General features: G+C 73.0%; 17 protein-coding genes. 5 read left to right on the top strand and 12 right to left on the bottom strand.

All coding sequences use genetic code 11. The features are described from left to right. Window positions 1-147 precede the first annotated feature (147 nt). On the bottom strand, window positions 148-894 hold the full coding sequence (locus ABD350_RS16515) for a phosphotransferase family protein (protein ID WP_344348860.1): 747 nt from the start codon (window positions 892-894) through the stop codon (window positions 148-150). A gap of 815 nt (window positions 895-1709) precedes the next feature. Here ABD350_RS16515 and ABD350_RS16510 point away from each other — a divergent pair. Then, a complete protein-coding gene (locus ABD350_RS16510) occupies window positions 1710-2816 on the top strand; it encodes an XdhC family protein (RefSeq protein ID WP_344348859.1) in 1107 nt (368 codons plus the stop codon). 7 nt (window positions 2817-2823) lie between these two features. On the opposite strand, the gene ABD350_RS16505 is transcribed toward ABD350_RS16510, so the two are convergent. Together ABD350_RS16505 and ABD350_RS16500 are read right to left on the bottom strand one after the other, a co-directional pair. After that, window positions 2824-3414 carry a GNAT family N-acetyltransferase gene (locus tag ABD350_RS16505; protein ID WP_344348858.1) on the bottom strand — a complete coding sequence of 197 codons (591 nt, stop codon included), beginning with the start codon at window positions 3412-3414 and terminating at the stop codon, window positions 2824-2826. Window positions 3415-3453: 39 nt separating this feature from the next. Continuing rightward, a complete protein-coding gene (locus tag ABD350_RS16500) occupies window positions 3454-3954 on the bottom strand; it encodes a metallophosphoesterase family protein (RefSeq protein WP_344348857.1) in 501 nt (166 codons plus the stop codon). Window positions 3955-4218: 264 nt separating this feature from the next. Here ABD350_RS16500 and ABD350_RS16495 point away from each other — a divergent pair, with 264 nt between their 5' ends. After that, window positions 4219-5772, top strand: a complete 1554-nt coding sequence (locus ABD350_RS16495; RefSeq protein WP_344348856.1) for a pectate lyase family protein — start codon at window positions 4219-4221, stop codon at window positions 5770-5772. Window positions 5773-5848: 76 nt separating this feature from the next. On the opposite strand, the gene ABD350_RS16490 is transcribed toward ABD350_RS16495, so the two are convergent. Continuing rightward, window positions 5849-6280 (bottom strand): nuclear transport factor 2 family protein, encoded by a 432-nt coding sequence (locus ABD350_RS16490; protein ID WP_344348855.1) that lies wholly within the window; start codon window positions 6278-6280, stop codon window positions 5849-5851. A gap of 97 nt (window positions 6281-6377) precedes the next feature. Here ABD350_RS16490 and ABD350_RS16485 point away from each other — a divergent pair, with 97 nt between their 5' ends. Continuing rightward, window positions 6378-6938: a PadR family transcriptional regulator gene (locus tag ABD350_RS16485; protein ID WP_344348854.1), complete on the top strand. Its 561-nt coding sequence runs from the start codon at window positions 6378-6380 to the stop codon at window positions 6936-6938. Here ABD350_RS16485 and ABD350_RS16480 read toward each other — a convergent pair. The 3 genes from ABD350_RS16480 to ABD350_RS16470 form a co-directional block, all read right to left on the bottom strand. Further along, window positions 6935-7945 carry an SDR family oxidoreductase gene (locus ABD350_RS16480; protein ID WP_344348853.1) on the bottom strand — a complete coding sequence of 337 codons (1011 nt, stop codon included), beginning with the start codon at window positions 7943-7945 and terminating at the stop codon, window positions 6935-6937. The two genes, ABD350_RS16485 and ABD350_RS16480, sit on opposite strands and share 4 nt — an antisense overlap. Window positions 7946-8012: 67 nt before the next feature. Further along, window positions 8013-9122 carry an enolase C-terminal domain-like protein gene (locus ABD350_RS16475; protein WP_344348851.1) on the bottom strand — a complete coding sequence of 370 codons (1110 nt, stop codon included), beginning with the start codon at window positions 9120-9122 and terminating at the stop codon, window positions 8013-8015. Window positions 9123-9124: 2 nt separating this feature from the next. Then, complete coding sequence (locus ABD350_RS16470) at window positions 9125-12169, bottom strand: FAD-linked oxidase C-terminal domain-containing protein (protein WP_344348850.1); 3045 nt, start codon at window positions 12167-12169, stop codon at window positions 9125-9127. A 183-nt stretch (window positions 12170-12352) separates the two neighbouring features. Between ABD350_RS16470 and ABD350_RS16465 the strand changes: the two genes are divergently transcribed. Both ABD350_RS16465 and ABD350_RS16460 read left to right on the top strand, forming a co-directional pair. Beyond that, entirely contained in the window at window positions 12353-12790 is a 438-nt protein-coding gene (locus ABD350_RS16465) for a MarR family winged helix-turn-helix transcriptional regulator (RefSeq protein ID WP_344348848.1), read from the top strand. Between the two features lie 118 nt (window positions 12791-12908). Further along, on the top strand, window positions 12909-13493 hold the full coding sequence (locus tag ABD350_RS16460; protein WP_344348847.1) for a hydrolase: 585 nt from the start codon (window positions 12909-12911) through the stop codon (window positions 13491-13493). 203 nt (window positions 13494-13696) lie between these two features. Here ABD350_RS16460 and ABD350_RS16455 read toward each other — a convergent pair whose 3' ends face one another. The 5 genes from ABD350_RS16455 to ABD350_RS16435 all read right to left on the bottom strand — a co-directional run bounded on the left by ABD350_RS16455 (window position 13697) and on the right by ABD350_RS16435 (window position 16038). Next, window positions 13697-14053 (bottom strand): DUF6479 family protein, encoded by a 357-nt coding sequence (locus tag ABD350_RS16455; RefSeq protein WP_344348923.1) that lies wholly within the window; start codon window positions 14051-14053, stop codon window positions 13697-13699. 60 nt (window positions 14054-14113) lie between these two features. Further along, window positions 14114-14395, bottom strand: coding sequence for a hypothetical protein (locus ABD350_RS16450; RefSeq protein WP_268692972.1), 282 nt, complete (start codon window positions 14393-14395; stop codon window positions 14114-14116). 104 nt (window positions 14396-14499) lie between these two features. Then, a complete protein-coding gene (locus ABD350_RS16445) occupies window positions 14500-15039 on the bottom strand; it encodes a choice-of-anchor K domain-containing protein (protein ID WP_344348846.1) in 540 nt (179 codons plus the stop codon). Window positions 15040-15180: 141 nt separating this feature from the next. Then, window positions 15181-15702: a GNAT family N-acetyltransferase gene (locus ABD350_RS16440; RefSeq protein WP_344348845.1), complete on the bottom strand. Its 522-nt coding sequence runs from the start codon at window positions 15700-15702 to the stop codon at window positions 15181-15183. Between the two features lie 132 nt (window positions 15703-15834). Beyond that, window positions 15835-16038 carry an MbtH family protein gene (locus tag ABD350_RS16435; RefSeq protein ID WP_014676677.1) on the bottom strand — a complete coding sequence of 68 codons (204 nt, stop codon included), beginning with the start codon at window positions 16036-16038 and terminating at the stop codon, window positions 15835-15837. Window positions 16039-16144: the final 106 nt, after the last annotated feature.

Raw genomic sequence — 16144 nt, 5'->3', positions numbered from 1 at the left:
GTCCGGCCCGGCACCGGGTACGGCTGCGGCCTGGGCGTGTACCGCTGGGTCGGGGGAGAAGCGAAGTGTGAGCGGGCGAATCGCCCAGGGGATGGCCTTCCCCCCGGCACGAGAACGCATGCACAGCGGTACCGGGCCCGCGCGGCCTCACATCCGGGATCTCAGCACGTCGACCTCGCAGCCCGGCGCGAAGGGGTCGAAGCCGTGCTCGATCAGCCAGCGAACCGCCAGCAGACTCCGCAACGACCACCACGCGTGGATCACATCGAGGTCGATGTCGGCGCCGTAGCCGGCGATGACGTCGTCGAGGTGCTCCTCGTGTCCGAGCGTGAAGGTGGCGAGGTCGTACAGGGCATCGCCCCGGCCCGCCTCGGACCAGTCGATGATCCCCGTGACCTCGTCGCCGTCGACGAAGACGTGCGCGATCTGCAGGTCGCCGTGCGTGAACGCCGGAGTCCACGGCCGCAGCGCGGCCTCGGCGACCTGGCGGTTGCGGGCGACCAGGTCCGCGGGCAGGACGCCGTTCGCCACGAGCCACTCGCACTCGTCGTCGAGTTCCGCCGCCAGCGCGACGGTGCTCCGGCCGGCCCGGCCCTGCCGGGACGGCAGCGGCGCGTCGTGCAACGTCCGGATGGCGGCGCCCGCCGCGGCCCACGCCGCCGGCGACCCGGTCGACGGCCCACCGAGGCGCCCGAGCGTCGTCCCCGGAAGTGCGGCGACCGCGAGCACGGGGGGCTTGCGCCACAGGACCTCCGGGGTCGGGACCGGCGCCAGGGACATCGCCTCGACTTCGACGTCGACGCGCGCCTGGTCGGCGTCCACCTTCAAGAACACATCGCCGACGCGCAGAGTCGCACGCTCGGGATGGGCGACGACGACTTCGACCTCATCCATGGGCCACCAGTATCCCGGGGGTGATCGTCGGCGTCGCCTGGTTATCGCCTGCGATCACACGGCTGACCGCGTCCCGCTATCCGGCGGCCTCGTGCACGACACCGACCGCCACCAGGTCTCCGGCCCACCCTTTTGTCAGCGGTCCCAGGACCCGCCGCCGCCCACCCGGCCGGCTCGGCCCGCGCCGCGGCCGGCAGGTCCGCCGAGGGGGCCGTACCGTCGCCGGAGCGCCGCACTAGCAGCCCGTACCGGCCCGGTCCCACGCGTGCGGCCGCGTTCGGCGGGGTGGCCGGGACCGGGTTCCAGGTGAGGGCGGTGGAGCCGTCGCGGGAGCAGTCCTCGCGGGTGCGGGCGCCGGAGACGGCACCCTCAAGCGGGCCGGTGGGGACCGGGGGTCGTCCGGAGCCCGCGTCTCGCCGGCGCCCGCCGGTCCGCGACCGCGCCGCGCGTCCTCGGTGGCAGGCGCTCCTGGACGCCGGCGTCGCCCAGCACGCGGGAAGGTCCGGTACGCGGGAAGGTCCGGTACGCGGGAAGGACCGGTACGCGGGAAGGACCGGTACGACTGCCCGCCGGCTCGGTCCCGGCCGAGACGCCGTAGCCGCGCGGCACGGTCTCCCGGCCCTGTCCGTCGGTGGACCGGCCGCAGCGCACGGTCAGCGGGGCGCCGTCGGACCGCAGTGAGCCGGGCGGCGCGGCGGCGGGGATTCCCGGATTGAGCGCGGGCACCAGGTGTCATGTCCTGGAGACGGTGCCGTGCGGCGGAACGGCGGCGAGGTACCGCCGACGGTGAACGTTCGACGAGAACGGAGCGGGCGATGCGTGAGATTCTCGCGGCGCTGGACCGGTGGTACGCCGCCCGGTTGCCGTTCGGGCTGGCCACGGTGGTCGAGGTCAGCCGCAGCGCGCCGCGCGGGCCCGGCGCCGCCATGGCGGTCGGCCCGGACGGCGAGGTGGTCGGGAGTGTGTCCGGCGGCTGTGTGGAGGGCGCCGTGTTCGAGCTGGCCCAGGAGGCCGCCGGCAGCGGTGTGCCCCGGCTGGAGACGTTCGGGTACAGCGACGAGGACGCGTTCGCGGTCGGGCTGACCTGCGGCGGTGAGATCACCGTGCTGGTCCGGCAGGTGACCTGGGCCCGCGATCCGGCGTTCGGCGCGGTCGCCGCGTCCGTCGCCGGCGGCGAGCCGGTCACCGTGGCCACCGTGGTCGACGGGCCGGCGCCGCGCGGGGCCACCCTCGCGGTGTGGCCGCGGACGGCCGCCGGCGGCCTCGGCACCCGGGGGCTGGACGCAGCCGTCGCCGCCGACGCGCGCGGGGAACTCGCCCTCGGCACGACGGGCCTCAGGCACTACGGGCCGCACGGGGAGCGGCGCGAGGACACCGTGACGGTGTTCGTGCAGTCCTTCGCGCCGCCGCCGCGCATGCTGGTGTTCGGCGCCATCGACTACGCCGCCGCCGTGGCCCGGATCGGGGACTTCCTCGGCTACCGGGTGACGGTGTGCGACGCCCGCCCGGTGTTCGCCACGCCCCGCCGGTTCCCGGAGGGCGTGGAGGTGGTCGTGGACTGGCCGCACCGGTATCTGCGCGGCACCCGCACCGACGCGCGGACGGTGATCTGCGTGCTGACCCACGACCCCAAGTTCGACGTGCCGGTGCTGCGGGAGGCGCTGCGGCGCCCGGCGGCGTACGTCGGGGCGATGGGCAGTCGGCGCACCCACGACGACCGGCTGCGCCGCCTGGTCGAGTCCGGCCTCTCCGACGCGGAACTGGCCCGCCTGCGCTCCCCCATCGGCCTGGACCTCGGTGCCCGGACACCGCAGGAGGTGGCGGTGTCGGTGGCGGCGGAAATCGTGGCGCTGCGCTGGGGTGGCACCGGCGCGCCCCTCAGCGGGACGAGCGGGGCGATCCATCCGCGGGGGGCGCACTGACGGACCGCTATGCGGGGTCTCCGGCCACCCTCGCGTGCAGGTGCTGGTCGTGCCAGCCGTCGGCGTGCAGCAGGGCGCTGCGCTGGGTGCCCTCGTAGGGGAAGCCGGCGCGCTCCGCGACCCGGCAGGACGCGGGGTTGGCCGCGGAGTGGCACAGGCGCAGGCGGTGCAGGCCCAGGTCGTCAAGGGCCCACCGGGCGAGCCGGCGGACCGCCGCGACGGCGAGGCCGGCGCCGCGGGCCTGCGGCAGCAGCCAGTAGACGAGTTCGGCGCTGCCGCCCGCCGGATCCACGTCGTTGAGCCCGGCGAGCCCGACCGCCGGGCCGTCCTGCCGGGCGAGGGCCCACACCGCGCCGGTCTCGGCCCGCCACCGCTCGTGCATCCGGGCGATCCGGGCGCGGGCCTGCGCGGCGTCGGCCACGGTGAACAGGTTCCACCGCCGGATGTCGGGGTCCTGCCCGGCGGCGAGCAGCGCCTCGGCGTCCTCGGGCCGCCAGGGCCGCAGCTGAAGGCCGTCCGGCAGGTCGAGGACGGGCTGCGCCCGGCCGGCCATGCGGCCCGCGGGTACGACGTCGGGTATGCCGGTGCCGGAGATCATTCCGGCATCCTCGCACAGGGTGACGTGGGACGACAGCCGCTAGAGCCTCGGCAGGCGGTGCAGGGTCACGTCCGTGAGCGCTCCGTCCGCCACCGTCGCGGTGAGGTAGGTGCAGTGGGGCTCGCGGCGGCGGTCGGTCGGGGAGCCGGGGTTGAGCAGGCGCAGGCCACCGGGGGCGGTGGTGTCCCAGGGGATGTGGCTGTGTCCGAAGACCAGGACGTCCAGGTCCGGGAAGCGGTCCGCGCACCGCGCCTCGCGTCCTTGGGCGGGGCCGGTCTCGTGGACCACGCCGAAGCGCAGGCCGCCCAGTTCGGCACGGGCCACCTCGGGCAGCCGGGCGCGCAGCTCGGGGCCGTCGTTGTTGCCGTACACGCCGATGAGCCGGCGGCTGCGGCTCTCCAGCAGGTCCAGGGTGGCGGTGTCGACCCAGTCCCCGGCGTGGAGCACGACATCGGCGTGCGGGATTTCGGCGAGCAGTTGCTCCGGGAGCCGCTTGGCCCGCTTGGGCAGGTGCGTGTCGGACATCAGCAGGAGGCGCACGCCGTCAGCCTAGTACCGCGACGGCGCCCGCACTGGGGCAAAAGCGGTTTCTGCCGTCTCGCGCCAAGGAGCCGACAGCATGCGGAGTGATGTCTTCCGCAATTGTCCGGAACCTTGCCGTTAACCGGAGGCCACCCTATCCTCGCCGCACGGAAAGCGCTTTCCCGCGTTCGGCTCAGCACGGCAGCACCCCGGCACAGCACGAGGAGCACCACCACAAATCCGAGCCGCGTCCGGCGGCGAACGACCGAGTGGGAGACGACGATGAGACGACCAGTCGCCATGCGCCTGTACGCGGCCCTGGCCACGCTGGGTGTGGCCGCCGCGGCCGGGATGGTCGTGGCGGTACCCGGGGACGCGGCGGCCGCCGTCGCCGGCGCCACGGGATACGCGACACAGAACGGCGGGACCACCGGCGGCGCGGGCGGGCAGACCGTACGAGCCACCACCGGTACCGCGATCCACGCGGCCCTGTGCTCCCGGGCGAGCAGCAGCACGCCCATCACCATCCAGGTCGAGGGCACCATCAACCACGCCAACACCGCCAAGGTGTCCGGCGGCAGCTGCAACACGGCCGACGGCGTCATCGAGCTGAAGCAGGTCAGCAACGTGACCATCGTCGGGGTCGGCAGCGGGGCCGTCTTCGACCAACTGGGCATCCACATCCGCGAGTCCGACAACATCGTCATCCGGAACGTGACGGTGAGGAACGTCAAGAAGTCCGGTTCCCCCACGTCCAACGGCGGTGACGCCATCGGCATGGAGAGCGATGTCCACAACGTCTGGGCCGACCACGTGACGCTGGAGGCCTCGGGCGGGGAGGCGGAGGGCTTCGACGCGCTCTTCGACATGAAGGACGGCACCCGGTACGTCACCCTGTCCTACAGCATCCTGCGCAACTCGGGCCGGGGCGGTCTCATCGGGTCCAGCGAAAGCGACCTGTCGAACAGTTACGTCACGTTCCACCACAACCTGTACGAGAACATCGACTCCCGCGCCCCGCTGCTGCGCGGTGGCACGGCCCACATGTACAACAACCACTACGTGCGCTTGAACAAGTCAGGGATCAACTCCCGGGCGGGCGCCCACGCCAGGGTGGACAACAACTACTTCGAGGACTCCAAGGACGTCCTGGGCACCTTCTACACCGACGAGCTCGGCTACTGGCAGGTCGCCGGAAACACCTACGACAACGTGACCTGGACCAGCCCCGGCACCGACAACCACCCGGCCGGCCCGAACCCGCAGTCCAACACCACCGTCGCCATTCCGTACGCCTACACGCTCGACTCCGCCGGCTGCGTGCCGGGCATCGTGAGCCAGACGGCGGGAGCCGGCAAGGAGCTGCGCGTCTCCGACGGCAACTGCACACCCGAGACGCCGGCACCGACCCCCACGCCGACCCCCACGCCCACGCCGACGACACCCACACCGGCGCCGACGCAGCCGGGTGGGACCAACCTCAGCATCGGAGCGGGCTCCGACGGCTCCAGCAAGGCCGACGGCACGAGCTACGGCAATGTGCGCGACGGCGACCCGAACACCTACTGGTCGCCGGCCGGCACGACCGGCTCCATCTCCATCAAGTGGGGCTCGCCCACCACCCTCTCCTCCGTCCACATCCGGGAGGCGGCGGGCGCCGCGGGCCGCATCGGCTCCTGGCGCGTCCTCAACGGCGACACCGGGGCGCCGCTCGCCTCCGGCAGCGGTGCGGGCGTCATCCTCCTCCCCCGGACGACGCTCTCCAAGGTCACCTTCCAGATCACCGGCGCGAGCGGGACCCCGCAGGTCGCGGAGTTCGAGACGTACGCCGGGTAGGGCCGCGGCACCGCGGCCGGCCGGTGCAGACAGCCGTGCGTACCGGCGCGGGACACCGGCCGGCCCGGGCGCACGGCTACCGGCCCTCGGGCGCCGGTACCAGGCCGTCCGCGACCAGGCCGGCGAGGACCGCCTCGCCGAGGGCGTGGACGGCGGACTGCGGGCGGACCATCACGGTGAACTCCTTGATCCGGCCGTCGTCGTCGAAGTGCAGCAGGTCGATGCCGTGGATCTCCTTGCCGCCCGCCCTGGCACGGAAGAGCAGCACCGCGGAGGCGGCGGACGTGTCGTCGGCGCTGGTGCGCGCGGTGCCGGTGTGGTCACCGATGTACCGGAAGTCCTCGAACGTGCGCAGCAGGACCTTGAAGAGAGCCAGCACCATCGGCTTGCCCTCGAAGGGGGTGAACTTCACCGGGCTGTACAAGCGGATGTCCTCGGTGAACAGGTCGTCCAACGCGTCCAGGTCGCGGTCGTGCACGGCAGCACGGAAACGGTCGGCAGTGGTCATGGCTCGCTCACCCTTCATAGTCATGAATGTGACTAGTCATTTTCATGACTATCATGGTCCGGGCATCCGCGACAGAGGCAGGCGAGGAGACGGCCCGATGGCACTACGGCACGCCGTGCTGGCGGCACTACTCGACGAAGAGCTCAGCGGCTACCAGCTGGCCAAGGCGTTCGACCTCGGCGTGGCGAACTTCTGGTACGCCCGGCCGCAGCAGCTCTACGCCGAGCTGACCCGGCTGGAGGAGGACGGGCTGATCACGGGCCGCGAGGTGCCCCAGCGGTCCCGGCCCACCAAGCGCCTGTTCCGGGTGACCGACGCCGGGCTGGCGGAACTGGGAGAGTTCACGGCCGCCTCCGCGAAGCCCTCCTTCATCCGTGACGACCTGCTCGTCAAGGTCCAGGCCGCCGACCACGTCGACCCCGAGCCCCTGATCGCGCAGCTCGCCGAACGCGCCGCCTTCGCCGAGGCCCGGATCGACCTCTTCGGCAAGCTGCTGCGGGGCATGCGCGGTGACCGCACGGAGGAGGAGTTCCTGCGCCACGGCGACCGCGTCGGCCCCTATCTCACGTGCCTGCGCGGCCTCGCCTTCGAACAGGGCAACCGGGACTGGTGCGAACGCGCCGTCACGGTCCTGCGGGAGAGGCGGCAGAGGGACTAGGCCGCCCGTCCCGTCAGGCGGCGCACGCCGAGTGCGGTGCCCAGGAGGGCGGCTCCGGCGCCGAGGGCGGTGGCCGCGGGGTGCCGGACCAGGGTCTCCTGCCAGGAGCGGGCGTGCGCGCTGTCGTCGAAGGCGCCGTGCGCGCCCTGGTCGTCGGCGGGTGTGCGGTCCACCGGCTCGAAGAGGTTGTCCAGGTGGGCCGGGGGGACGCTGTCGGTCTGCTGGGAGTCGAAGCCGGTGCGGGCCAGATAGCGGTCGAGCAGCGCCGGGACGAGCCGGTTGGCCCAGATGGTGGCGACGGTGGAGGCGCCGACGTAGTACTGCTTGCGGCGCGGGTGGTCGGCCGCGTACAGCACGCCCCGGGCGGCCACCTCGGGCTGGTAGATCGGCGGGACCGGCATGGGGTGCTCGGCCAGCCGGGAGCGGACCCACTCGAACTGCGGGGTGTTGACGGCGGGCATCTGGGCGACGGTGATGTGCACGTTGCTGCCGCGGTGCAGCAGTTCGGTGCGCAGGGAGGAGGTGAAGCCGTTGATGGCGTGCTTGGCCCCGCAGTACGCCGACTGGAGCGGGATGGACCGTTCCCCGAGCGCGGAGCCGACCTGCACGATCGTGCCCCGGTCGCGGGGCAGCATGCGCTTGAGGGCGGTGCGGGTGCCGTTGACGAAGCCGAGGTAGGTGACCTCGGTGACCCGCTTGAACTCCTCGGCGGTGATCTCCTCGAACGGCGCGAACACCGTGGCGAACGCGCAGTTCACCCAGACGTCGACCGGTCCGAACGCCTGCTCGGCGGCCTCGGCCGCCGCCTCCAGCTGCGCCGGGTCGGCCACGTCGGCGGCGTGGACCAGGGGCCGTCCGCCGAGCGCCGCGACCTCGTCGGCCGCCGCCCGCAGACCGCCCTCGCCGCGCGCGACCAGGACGACGTCGGCTCCGCGCCGGGCGTACAGGCGGGCGGTGGCGCGGCCGATGCCGGCACTGGCTCCGGTGATGACGACGGTGGGGGGCATGGTCCTCTCCTCTTCCAGCACGTTGGTTGCGGCACGGTGGTCGACGCGGTGTCCGGGGCCTTCCGTCTCACTGCGTCCGGTACGGCCGCGCCCGCTCTTCGGCGAGCGTGAGGCCGAGCCCGGGTACCCCGTCGGCGCCCGGGGTGACGCTGCCGCCGCCCGGGTCGAGGACGCCGTCGAACAGGAGGCGTTCGATCCGGACGTGGTCGTGGAACCACTCCAGGTGCCGCAGGTTGGGCACCGCGGCGGCGGCGTGGGCGTGGGCGTGTGGCGCACAGTGTCCGGAGATGTCGATCCCGCGCGCGTGGGCGAGCGCGGCGGCGCGCATCCAGACGGTGATGCCGCCGCACCGGGTGATGTCGGCCTGGAGGCAGTCGACGGCTCCGGCGGCCAGCATGTGCTCGAAGTACGGCAGGGTGTAGCCGTACTCGCCGGCGGCGACGTCGAGGGGGATCCGGCCGCGGAGGCCGGCGAGGACGGCGAGGTGGTCGGAGGAGACGGGTTCCTCGAACCAGGTGACGCCCTGGTCGGCGAGCGCCCCCGCGACCCGTACCGCCTGGCCGCCGGTGTAGCCGCCGTTGGCGTCCACGTACAGCTCGGCCCTGTCGCCGATGGCCGCCCGCGCGCGGGCGACGCGTTCCAGGTCGCGGTCCTGCCGGGCGCCCCACGACTCCCCGATCTTGATCTTGACGCGGGGGATGCCCTGTTCCTCGGCCCAGCCGCGCAGCTGGCGTTCCTGCCGGCCGGCGTCGTAGGTGGTGAAGCCGCCGCTGCCGTAGACCGGCACGTCGGTGCGGGCGGCGCCCAGCAGGTGAACGAGGGGCAGGCCGAGCAGCCGGGCCTTGAGGTCCCACAGGGCGATGTCGACGGCGGCGACCGCCTGGGCGGCGAGCCCGGGCAGTCCGGCGTTGCGCACGGCGCGGCACATCCGCTCGTTGGCGCGCGGCACGTCGTAGGCGGGCAGGCCGGTGACGGCGTCGGTGAGCAGCTCGCGCACGAGGTGGGCGGTGGCGGCGGGCGCGTAGGTGTAGCCGAGCCCGGTGGTGGTGCCGGAGCGGACGGTGACCAGGACGAGGGTGGTCTTGTCCCAGGCCAGGGTTCCGTCCCCCTCGGGGGCGTCGGTGGGCACGGTGTAGACGGCGGTGTCGGCCGCGTCGACGGCCGGCTGGTCGCGCATGGTCACCTCCCGGGCCGGCGCAGCCCGCCCACCACGGCGGCGGTGCCCGCGGCGAGGGCGGCCACCGAGGCGGCGGTCGCCCAGCCGGCCGTACGGGACGGCTCGGCGGGGCGGACGGCCAGCCGTTCGGGCCGGTCGCTGGGCAGGTTGCCGTCGAGGGCGAACGCGAGGGCCTCGGCGAGGTGCAGCGCGCGGCGGCCGGTGGAGCCCTGTTCGATCTGGGTCCGGCAGCTGAAGCCGTCGGCGATGACCAGGCTGTCCGGTGCGGCGGCGCGCACGGCGGGCAGGACGCCCAGTTCACCGACGGCCAGGGACACCTCGTGGTGGCCGCGTTCGAAGCCGAAGTTGCCGGCCAGGCCGCAGCAGCCCTCGTCGAGCACCTCGGCGTCGAGGTGGGCGCGGCGCATCAGTTCGCGGTCGGCGTCGAACTTCATGACGGCGTGCTGGTGGCAGTGGGTCTGCACGGTGGCCTGCCGGGCCAGTCGCGGTGGCCGCCAGTCGTCGGGGGCGTGGTGGACGAGGTGTTCGGCGAAGGTGCGCACCTGCCCGGCCAGCCGCTGTACGTCCTGGTCGTCGGGCATCAGCTCCGGGGCGTCGGCACGGAAGACGGCCGTACAGGAGGGCTCCAGGCCGATGACGGGCGTACCGGCCTCCAGATAGGGCCGCAGCACACCGAGGGTCCGGTGCAGCACCTTCTTGGCGGTGGCGAGCTGGCCGGTGGAGATCCAGGTCAGTCCGCAGCACACCGGTTCGGTGGGGACGGCGACGCGGAAGCCGGCGTCCTGAAGGACGCGGACGGCGGACCGGGCGATCGCGGGGTGGAAGTAGGTGCTGAAGGTGTCCGGCCACAGGACGACCGTGCGCGGGTCGGCCGGGTCCGGTGCCGGCCGGTCGCGGGCCCGCCACCACTGGACGAAGGACTCCTCGGCGAACACCGGTGCCTCGCGGGCCGCATCGACGCCGGCGAGCCGCTTGCCGAGGCCGGCCAGTCCGGGCGCGTGCAGCGCGGTGTTCACCAGGCGGGGCGCGGTGCGGCTGAGCCGGGCCCACAGCGGGAGCCAGCCCATGGAGTAGTGGGCCATGGGACGCTTGCGGCGCGCGTAGTGGTGGGAGAGGAACTCGGCCTTGAGGGTGGCCATGTCGACACCGGTGGGGCAGTCCGACTTGCAGCCCTTGCAGGCGAGGCAGAGATCGAGCGCGTCGTGCACGGCGGTGGAGCGCCAGCCGTCCTGGACCGCGGAGTCCGGGTGCCCGCCGAGCATCTCGAACAGCAGCCGGGCCCGGCCGCGGGTGGAGTGCTCCTCCTCCATGGTGGCCCGGTAGGAGGGGCACATGACGCCGCCGGTGTGGCCGCGGCAGTTGCCGATGCCGACGCAGCGCATCACCGAGCGGCCGAAGGAGCGGTCGTCGTCGGGAAAGCCGAAGTGGGTGGCCGGGGTGGCGGGCCGCCAGGCGGGGCCGAGCCGCAGTTGTCCGTCGACCGGGTTGGGGTGGACGATCTTGCCGGGGTTCATCCGGTTGCCGGGGTCGAAGAGCGCCTTCAGCTCGCCGAACGCGGTCACCAGGCGCTCCCCGAACATCCGGGTGAGCAGTTCGCCCCGGGCCTGGCCGTCCCCGTGCTCGCCGGACAGCGAGCCGCCGTAGGAGGCGACGAGGTCGGCGGCGCGCTCCAGGAACCGCCGGAAGACGGCCACGCCTTCGGCGGTGCGCAGGCCGAAGGGGATGCGGGTGTGCACGCAGCCCTGCCCGAAGTGGCCGTACAGGGACGGGCGGCCGTAGTCGAACTCGGCGAACAGGCCCTTCAGGTCGCGCAGGTATTCGCCGAGCCGTTCGGGCGGTACGGCGGAGTCCTCCCAGCCCTCCCAGGTCTCCCGGTCGTCCGGCGGGCGGGCGGTCACACCGAGTCCGGCCTCGCGGGCCCTGAGCATCTTCTGTTCGCGTCCGGGGTCGTCGGAGAACGCCACATCGCGGTCCCGCTCGTCGCGGCCGAGGGCGCGCAGCAGCGCGTGCGCCTGTTCGTCGACGTCCTCCTGGCTGTCGCCGCTGTACTGCACCATCAGCCAGCTGTCGCCCTCGGGGAGCACGGCGAGCGAGTCCAGGTAGGCGCCCTCCTCGCGCATCAGCTGGGCCATCCGGCCGTCCAGGGCCTCCAGTTGGGTGGGCTCGCAGTGCTCCAGCAGGCGGGGTACGTCGTCGCCGGCGGCGCAGATGTCGTCGTAGCCGAGGACGAGCAGGGACCGGTACGCCGGCACGGGCACGAGGTCGAGTTCGGCGCGCAGGACGGTCACCAGGGTGCCCTCGCTGCCGACGAGGGCCTTGGCCACGTCGAAGCCGTTCTCGGGCAGCAGGGAGTCCAGGTTGTAGCCGGAGACGCGGCGCGGGATCTTCGGGTAGCCGCGGCGGATGTCGGCGAGGTATTCGGTGGCGATGCGGTCCAGGCCGGCGTAGATCTCGGCGAGCCGGCCGCCGCCGGAGATGATCCGCTCCCGTTCGTCGGGCGGGGTGGGGCCGACCCAGGCGCGCTGCCCGTCGTAGGTGAGGATCTCCAGGCGGCGCACGTTGTCGACGGTCTTGCCGTAGGCCTGGGCGGAGGCGCCGCAGGAGTTGTTGCCGATCATGCCGCCGAGCGCGCAGTGGCTGTGGGTGGACGGCCTGGGTCCGAACTGGAGCTTGTGGCGGGCGAGTCGCCGGTTGAGTTCGTCCAGGACGATGCCGGGTTCCACCACGCAGGTGCGCCGTTCGGGGTCGACGGAGAGCACACCGGTGCAGTACTTGCTCCAGTCGACGACCACGGCGGTGTTGGTCGACTGTCCCGCGAGGCTGGTGCCGCCGCCCCGGGAGAGGACGGGGGCGTCGTGGCGCGCGCACACGGACACCGCGCGGGCGCCCGCCTCCACGGTGCGGGGTACGACGACGCCGATCGGGAGCTGCCGGTAGTTGGAACCGTCCGTGGCGTAGGCTCCGCGGCTGCCCGCGTCGAAGCGGACTTCGCCGTCCACCTCGGCGTGGAGAGCCGCCTCCAGGCCGGACCTGTCCGCAGGGGTCATCAGCGCTCCTTGGGTTCACCGGCGTGTGCCGCCCTGTCCGGGGCCCGGCGAGTACCCCGGCAACAAGACAGGCAAAACTGAGCAGCCGAACTGAACAGGCCCGGTTGAACAGCCAGAACTTAACAGCCTGAACTGATCAGTCCGGGCTGGACAGTCGTGGCTGCCGGTCGTAGCCTGGCGGGCATGGCCGACATCTCCGACTCCGCCGCCCGCGCCGCGCGCGATCTGCGCGTGGTCTTCAGCAGACTGCGGCGCCGCATCCGCGAGGTCGCGCAGGACGCCGACCTCAGCCCCTCGCAGGAGTCGGCGCTCACCCTGGTGGGCAAGCACGGCGCGGCCACGGCCAGCGCGCTCGCCGCCGCCGAGGGGGTGCGGCCGCAGTCCATGGCCGTCACGCTGGCCGCGCTGGAACGGCACGGGCTGGTCCGCCGGGCCCCCGACCCCGACGACGGCCGCCGTCAGCTGGTCACCCTGACCGACACCGGCCGGGCCCGCGTCGAGGGCAACCGGCAGGTGCGCGAGGAATGGCTGGCCCGCGCCTTCCAGGACCGCTACACCGAGGAGGAGCGGCGGACGGTCCTCACGGCGCTGGAGCTGCTGGAGCGGCTGTCCGCGCCGTGACATCGAGGCGTACGGGCACGCGCCGGGTCCGCCCGGACAGGTGGCCGGGCCCCTCGCGCTCGTGTCTGCCGTGTCTGTAACCCCCTCCCCCCAAACACCCGAAAGGGCTGACCGACCCGTGTCGCTCACCACGCTGGACCCCCGTACCGCCCTCGTCGCGATCGACCTCCAGAACGGCATCGTGGCCATGCCGACCCGGCCGTACCCGGGACGGGAGGTCGTCTCCCGGACGGCGGAACTCGCCGACGCCTTCCGCTCCCACGGGCTGCCCGTGGTCCTGGTCCGGGTCTCCTTCGCCGCCGACGGCGCGGACGCCGTGCCCGGCCGCACCGAACGCCAGGCGCGGGGGCTCGCCTTCCCCGAGGGCTGGGACGTGATCGTGGACGAGTTGTCCGGGCACCCCGGCGACATCCGCGTCACCAAGCACAACTGGAGCGCCTTCCACGGCACCGACCTGGACGTCCAGCTGCGCCGCCGGGGCATCACGCAGATCGTGCTGACCGGGATAGCGACCAGCATCGGCGTGGAGTCCACCGCGCGCGACGCCTACGCGCACGGCTATCACGTCACCCTCGCCACGGACGCCATGGCCGACGCCGACGGCGAGGCGCACGCCAACAGCGTGGAGCGGATCTTCCCGCGGCTCGGCGAGACCGGCACGACCGCCGGGATCATGGAGCTGCTCGCCACGACCCGCGCCTGAACCGCGCCGCCTGACCGCAGTCCGCTTCCGGCGCCGCGCCGCCGTCCAGGGGACCGCGGGGAGGCAGGTGCGCGCTCCCCGGTCCCGGTCCCGACGGTCCTGGGCCCAGCCGGTCTCCGCGTGGAGTATGGCCGGTTTCGCGTCCGCGGGCGCGGTCCTTGCCGTCACTCGTCCTTCCGTGCCCCGCCCGGGCCCGGGCCGGTTCAGGTCCGGCCGCCGCCACCACCGCCGAAGGACCCGCTGGACCCCGGCGACCAGCGGGAACGGGTCTGGTCGGCGGCGCGCTTGGTGCCGGCGTTGCCGAGCTGGTGCGGGGTGAGGCGTTCGCTCTCGTCGGCCGCCCGGGGCACCTCGTCGGGCTCCCGGACCTCGCGGGTCTCGCGCATCGGTCCCCCCGGGGGCATCTTGGGCTGCTCGTCCGGGCGCGGCGGCGCGGGCTCCCGGTCGCGCACCTTGGCACCCAGCCGGAAGGCCCAGATGATTCCCGCGACGACGGCCACTCCGGCGATCAGGATCAGAACGTATCCGAAGGCTTGCGCGCCGGTGGCCGCTTGGTACATGGCAGTGTTCATGGTCGCCGGGTACCCGGGGCCGGGCGGCGGATGCCTGGACCGGCGGGCCTACGGCGCCCCGTCCTGCTCGCCGGCCGCCGCGCGTTCCACCTCCGCCTCGACCTCGGCCCGGGGCCGGCCCGTCTGCCGGGCGTACTCGCTCACCGCCGTCTGCACATCGCGGGCGAGGTCCCGCCAGGCGCGCAGGGCGGTCTCGTAGGTGCCCGCCTGGACGCCGGTCAGCCGCTGCTCGGCCGGCGGGCCGTAGGCTTCCCGCAGCTCCTGGACCTGGGCCTGGGCGGCATCGGCCGCGCGCTGCTTCGCGACCAGTTCTTCGAAGGTGTGCGACACGCCAACCGACCTTAGGCAGCTTCGGGGCTCCCGCCCAGAGCGACCTGCCGGAAGTGGCCGCCCCGCACCCGAGTGGCGGGTCGGCCACCGGTCGCCGTGGGGGATCAGGACGCCTGCGGGGCCGCCCGCTGGAACCTCGCGTAAAGGTAGGCGGTGTCCTTGCCGCCCTCGGGAACGTCGAAGTTGGGCTTCGACTGCTTCTCCCCCGGCTTTCTGAAGCCGGTGATCTCCACGTTGTACTCGTTTCCGTCGATGTACACCTTCTCGGGCTCGTGGATCACTTCCCACTTGACCACGTCGTTCGGGTGCGAACCCTGGTTGGGCGTCTCGTCGTGACGTAAACGCACGTTGATGTCGTGGTAGAAGTCCCCGTTCTCGAAGTACACCTTGATCGTGAGGTACACCCAGAACTGCGACTGCCCGGAAAGATAGATCGGGTGGTTGTGGTGTGTGAATTCGCCTATCGGGATCTCCCGGCCGCCGAGGTTCGCCTCCATTTCGTACTCCACGAAGTCATAGCCGCTCACTTCGCCACCGGGAGTGGCGGGCTGACCCCATCTGATCTCGTTGGTGTTCACACCCGTGAGACCCGGAAGGTCCACACTGGTCCCCGTGAACGTGCCGGTGGCCTTGATGAGCCCCATCGCGGAATTCCCCTTTTCCTGGGCTTCGCAGAACGAATTCCCTGCTGTACTGTTCCCGGATTCCGGGAACAGGTCGACGTCACTCTACGAGACGGAAACCGGGGCGATGAAACGAGAAAACCGGACAAACGGCGGCCCCGCTCACTCCGGCTTCCTGGTCGGGATGACGAGCAGCTTGGTGACCGAGCCGTCGTCGCCGACGACGTCCCGGACGTGGGTGAAGCCCAGACGGCGGCACATGGCCAGGCTGGCGGTGTTCCCGGCGCCCACCATGCCGTACGCCTCGGTGAGTCCCAGGTTGTCGGCGGCGTGCCGGAGCAGGCCGCGGACCACCTCGCCGCCCAGGCCGCGCCCCCAGTACGCGGGGACGAGCGCGGTGACGAGTTCGTGGCCGTCGACGTTGCCGGTCGGCTTCACCTCGGCGTGGCCGACGTAGCGGCCCTCCAGCCACAGGCCCCACACATCGAACCGGCGCTGCGGGTAGACGTCGGTGAGGATGGCGCGGAACAGCTCGCGCAGCTGCGGTTCGGGCACGAGGTCCTGCCCCATCCAGCGGCACACCTCCGCGTCGCGCAGCAGGGCGACGAAGACGTCCTCGTGTTCGGGCCGGTAGGGGAGGAAGTCCAGGCGTTCGGTGCGCAGGACGGGGGTCTCGGGGGTCATGGCGGGCTCCTCGGGAGTGATGCGGTGCGGCGGGGCCGAGGGCGGTGGGGCGCCGGTACCACGGCTCGTGTGGGGGGAGGCGGTGCCGGGCCGGCCGCGTGGCCGGCCCGGCGGTCCGTGGCGGTACGGCGGTCAGGCGCCGGCGTTCTCCATGCGTTCGCGCAGGCTCTTGGGGCGCATGTCGGTCCAGACCTCGTCGACGTAGGCGGAGCACTCGGCCTCGGTGCCCTCCTTGCCGACGGGCTGCCAGCCGGCAGGGACCTCGATGTCGACGGGCCAGAGGGAGTACTGCTCCTCGTCGTTGCGCAGCACCTGGTAGCGGGTGTTCTCGTCCATGTCGTCTTCCTTTTCCTTCGTCGTCCGGTGTCGAGGTGGGCGGGGCGGGCGGGTCAGGGGCGGGTGGGTGGTGAGCGGGGGCGGCCGTGCGGGGCGCGGGGGCGGA

Origin of the sequence: Streptomyces nogalater (assembly GCF_039532885.1) — a bacterium.
Classification (GTDB): domain Bacteria; phylum Actinomycetota; class Actinomycetes; order Streptomycetales; family Streptomycetaceae; genus Streptomyces; species Streptomyces nogalater.
The sequence above is the reverse complement of the archived record's forward strand: the minus strand, read 5'-3'. Positions and strand labels throughout refer to the sequence as shown.

Excerpts from the sequence above, each read along its gene's own strand:
- ABD350_RS16440 (WP_344348845.1), bottom strand. The coding sequence starts at position 15,702 with ATGACCCCCGAGACCCCCGTCCTGCGCACCGAACGCCTGGACTTCCTC.
- ABD350_RS16465 (WP_344348848.1), top strand. The coding sequence starts at position 12,353 with ATGGCCGACATCTCCGACTCCGCCGCCCGCGCCGCGCGCGATCTGCGC.
- ABD350_RS16490 (WP_344348855.1), bottom strand. The coding sequence starts at position 6,280 with ATGACCACTGCCGACCGTTTCCGTGCTGCCGTGCACGACCGCGACCTG.
- ABD350_RS16445 (WP_344348846.1), bottom strand. The coding sequence starts at position 15,039 with ATGGGGCTCATCAAGGCCACCGGCACGTTCACGGGGACCAGTGTGGAC.
- ABD350_RS16495 (WP_344348856.1), top strand. The coding sequence starts at position 4,219 with ATGAGACGACCAGTCGCCATGCGCCTGTACGCGGCCCTGGCCACGCTG.
- ABD350_RS16485 (WP_344348854.1), top strand. The coding sequence starts at position 6,378 with ATGGCACTACGGCACGCCGTGCTGGCGGCACTACTCGACGAAGAGCTC.
- ABD350_RS16475 (WP_344348851.1), bottom strand. The coding sequence starts at position 9,122 with ATGCGCGACCAGCCGGCCGTCGACGCGGCCGACACCGCCGTCTACACC.
- ABD350_RS16505 (WP_344348858.1), bottom strand. The coding sequence starts at position 3,414 with ATGATCTCCGGCACCGGCATACCCGACGTCGTACCCGCGGGCCGCATG.
- ABD350_RS16455 (WP_344348923.1), bottom strand. The coding sequence starts at position 14,053 with ATGTACCAAGCGGCCACCGGCGCGCAAGCCTTCGGATACGTTCTGATC.
- ABD350_RS16480 (WP_344348853.1), bottom strand. The coding sequence starts at position 7,945 with ATGCCCCCCACCGTCGTCATCACCGGAGCCAGTGCCGGCATCGGCCGC.
- ABD350_RS16515 (WP_344348860.1), bottom strand. The coding sequence starts at position 894 with ATGGATGAGGTCGAAGTCGTCGTCGCCCATCCCGAGCGTGCGACTCTG.
- ABD350_RS16470 (WP_344348850.1), bottom strand. The coding sequence starts at position 12,169 with ATGACCCCTGCGGACAGGTCCGGCCTGGAGGCGGCTCTCCACGCCGAG.
- ABD350_RS16510 (WP_344348859.1), top strand. The coding sequence starts at position 1,710 with ATGCGTGAGATTCTCGCGGCGCTGGACCGGTGGTACGCCGCCCGGTTG.
- ABD350_RS16435 (WP_014676677.1), bottom strand. The coding sequence starts at position 16,038 with ATGGACGAGAACACCCGCTACCAGGTGCTGCGCAACGACGAGGAGCAG.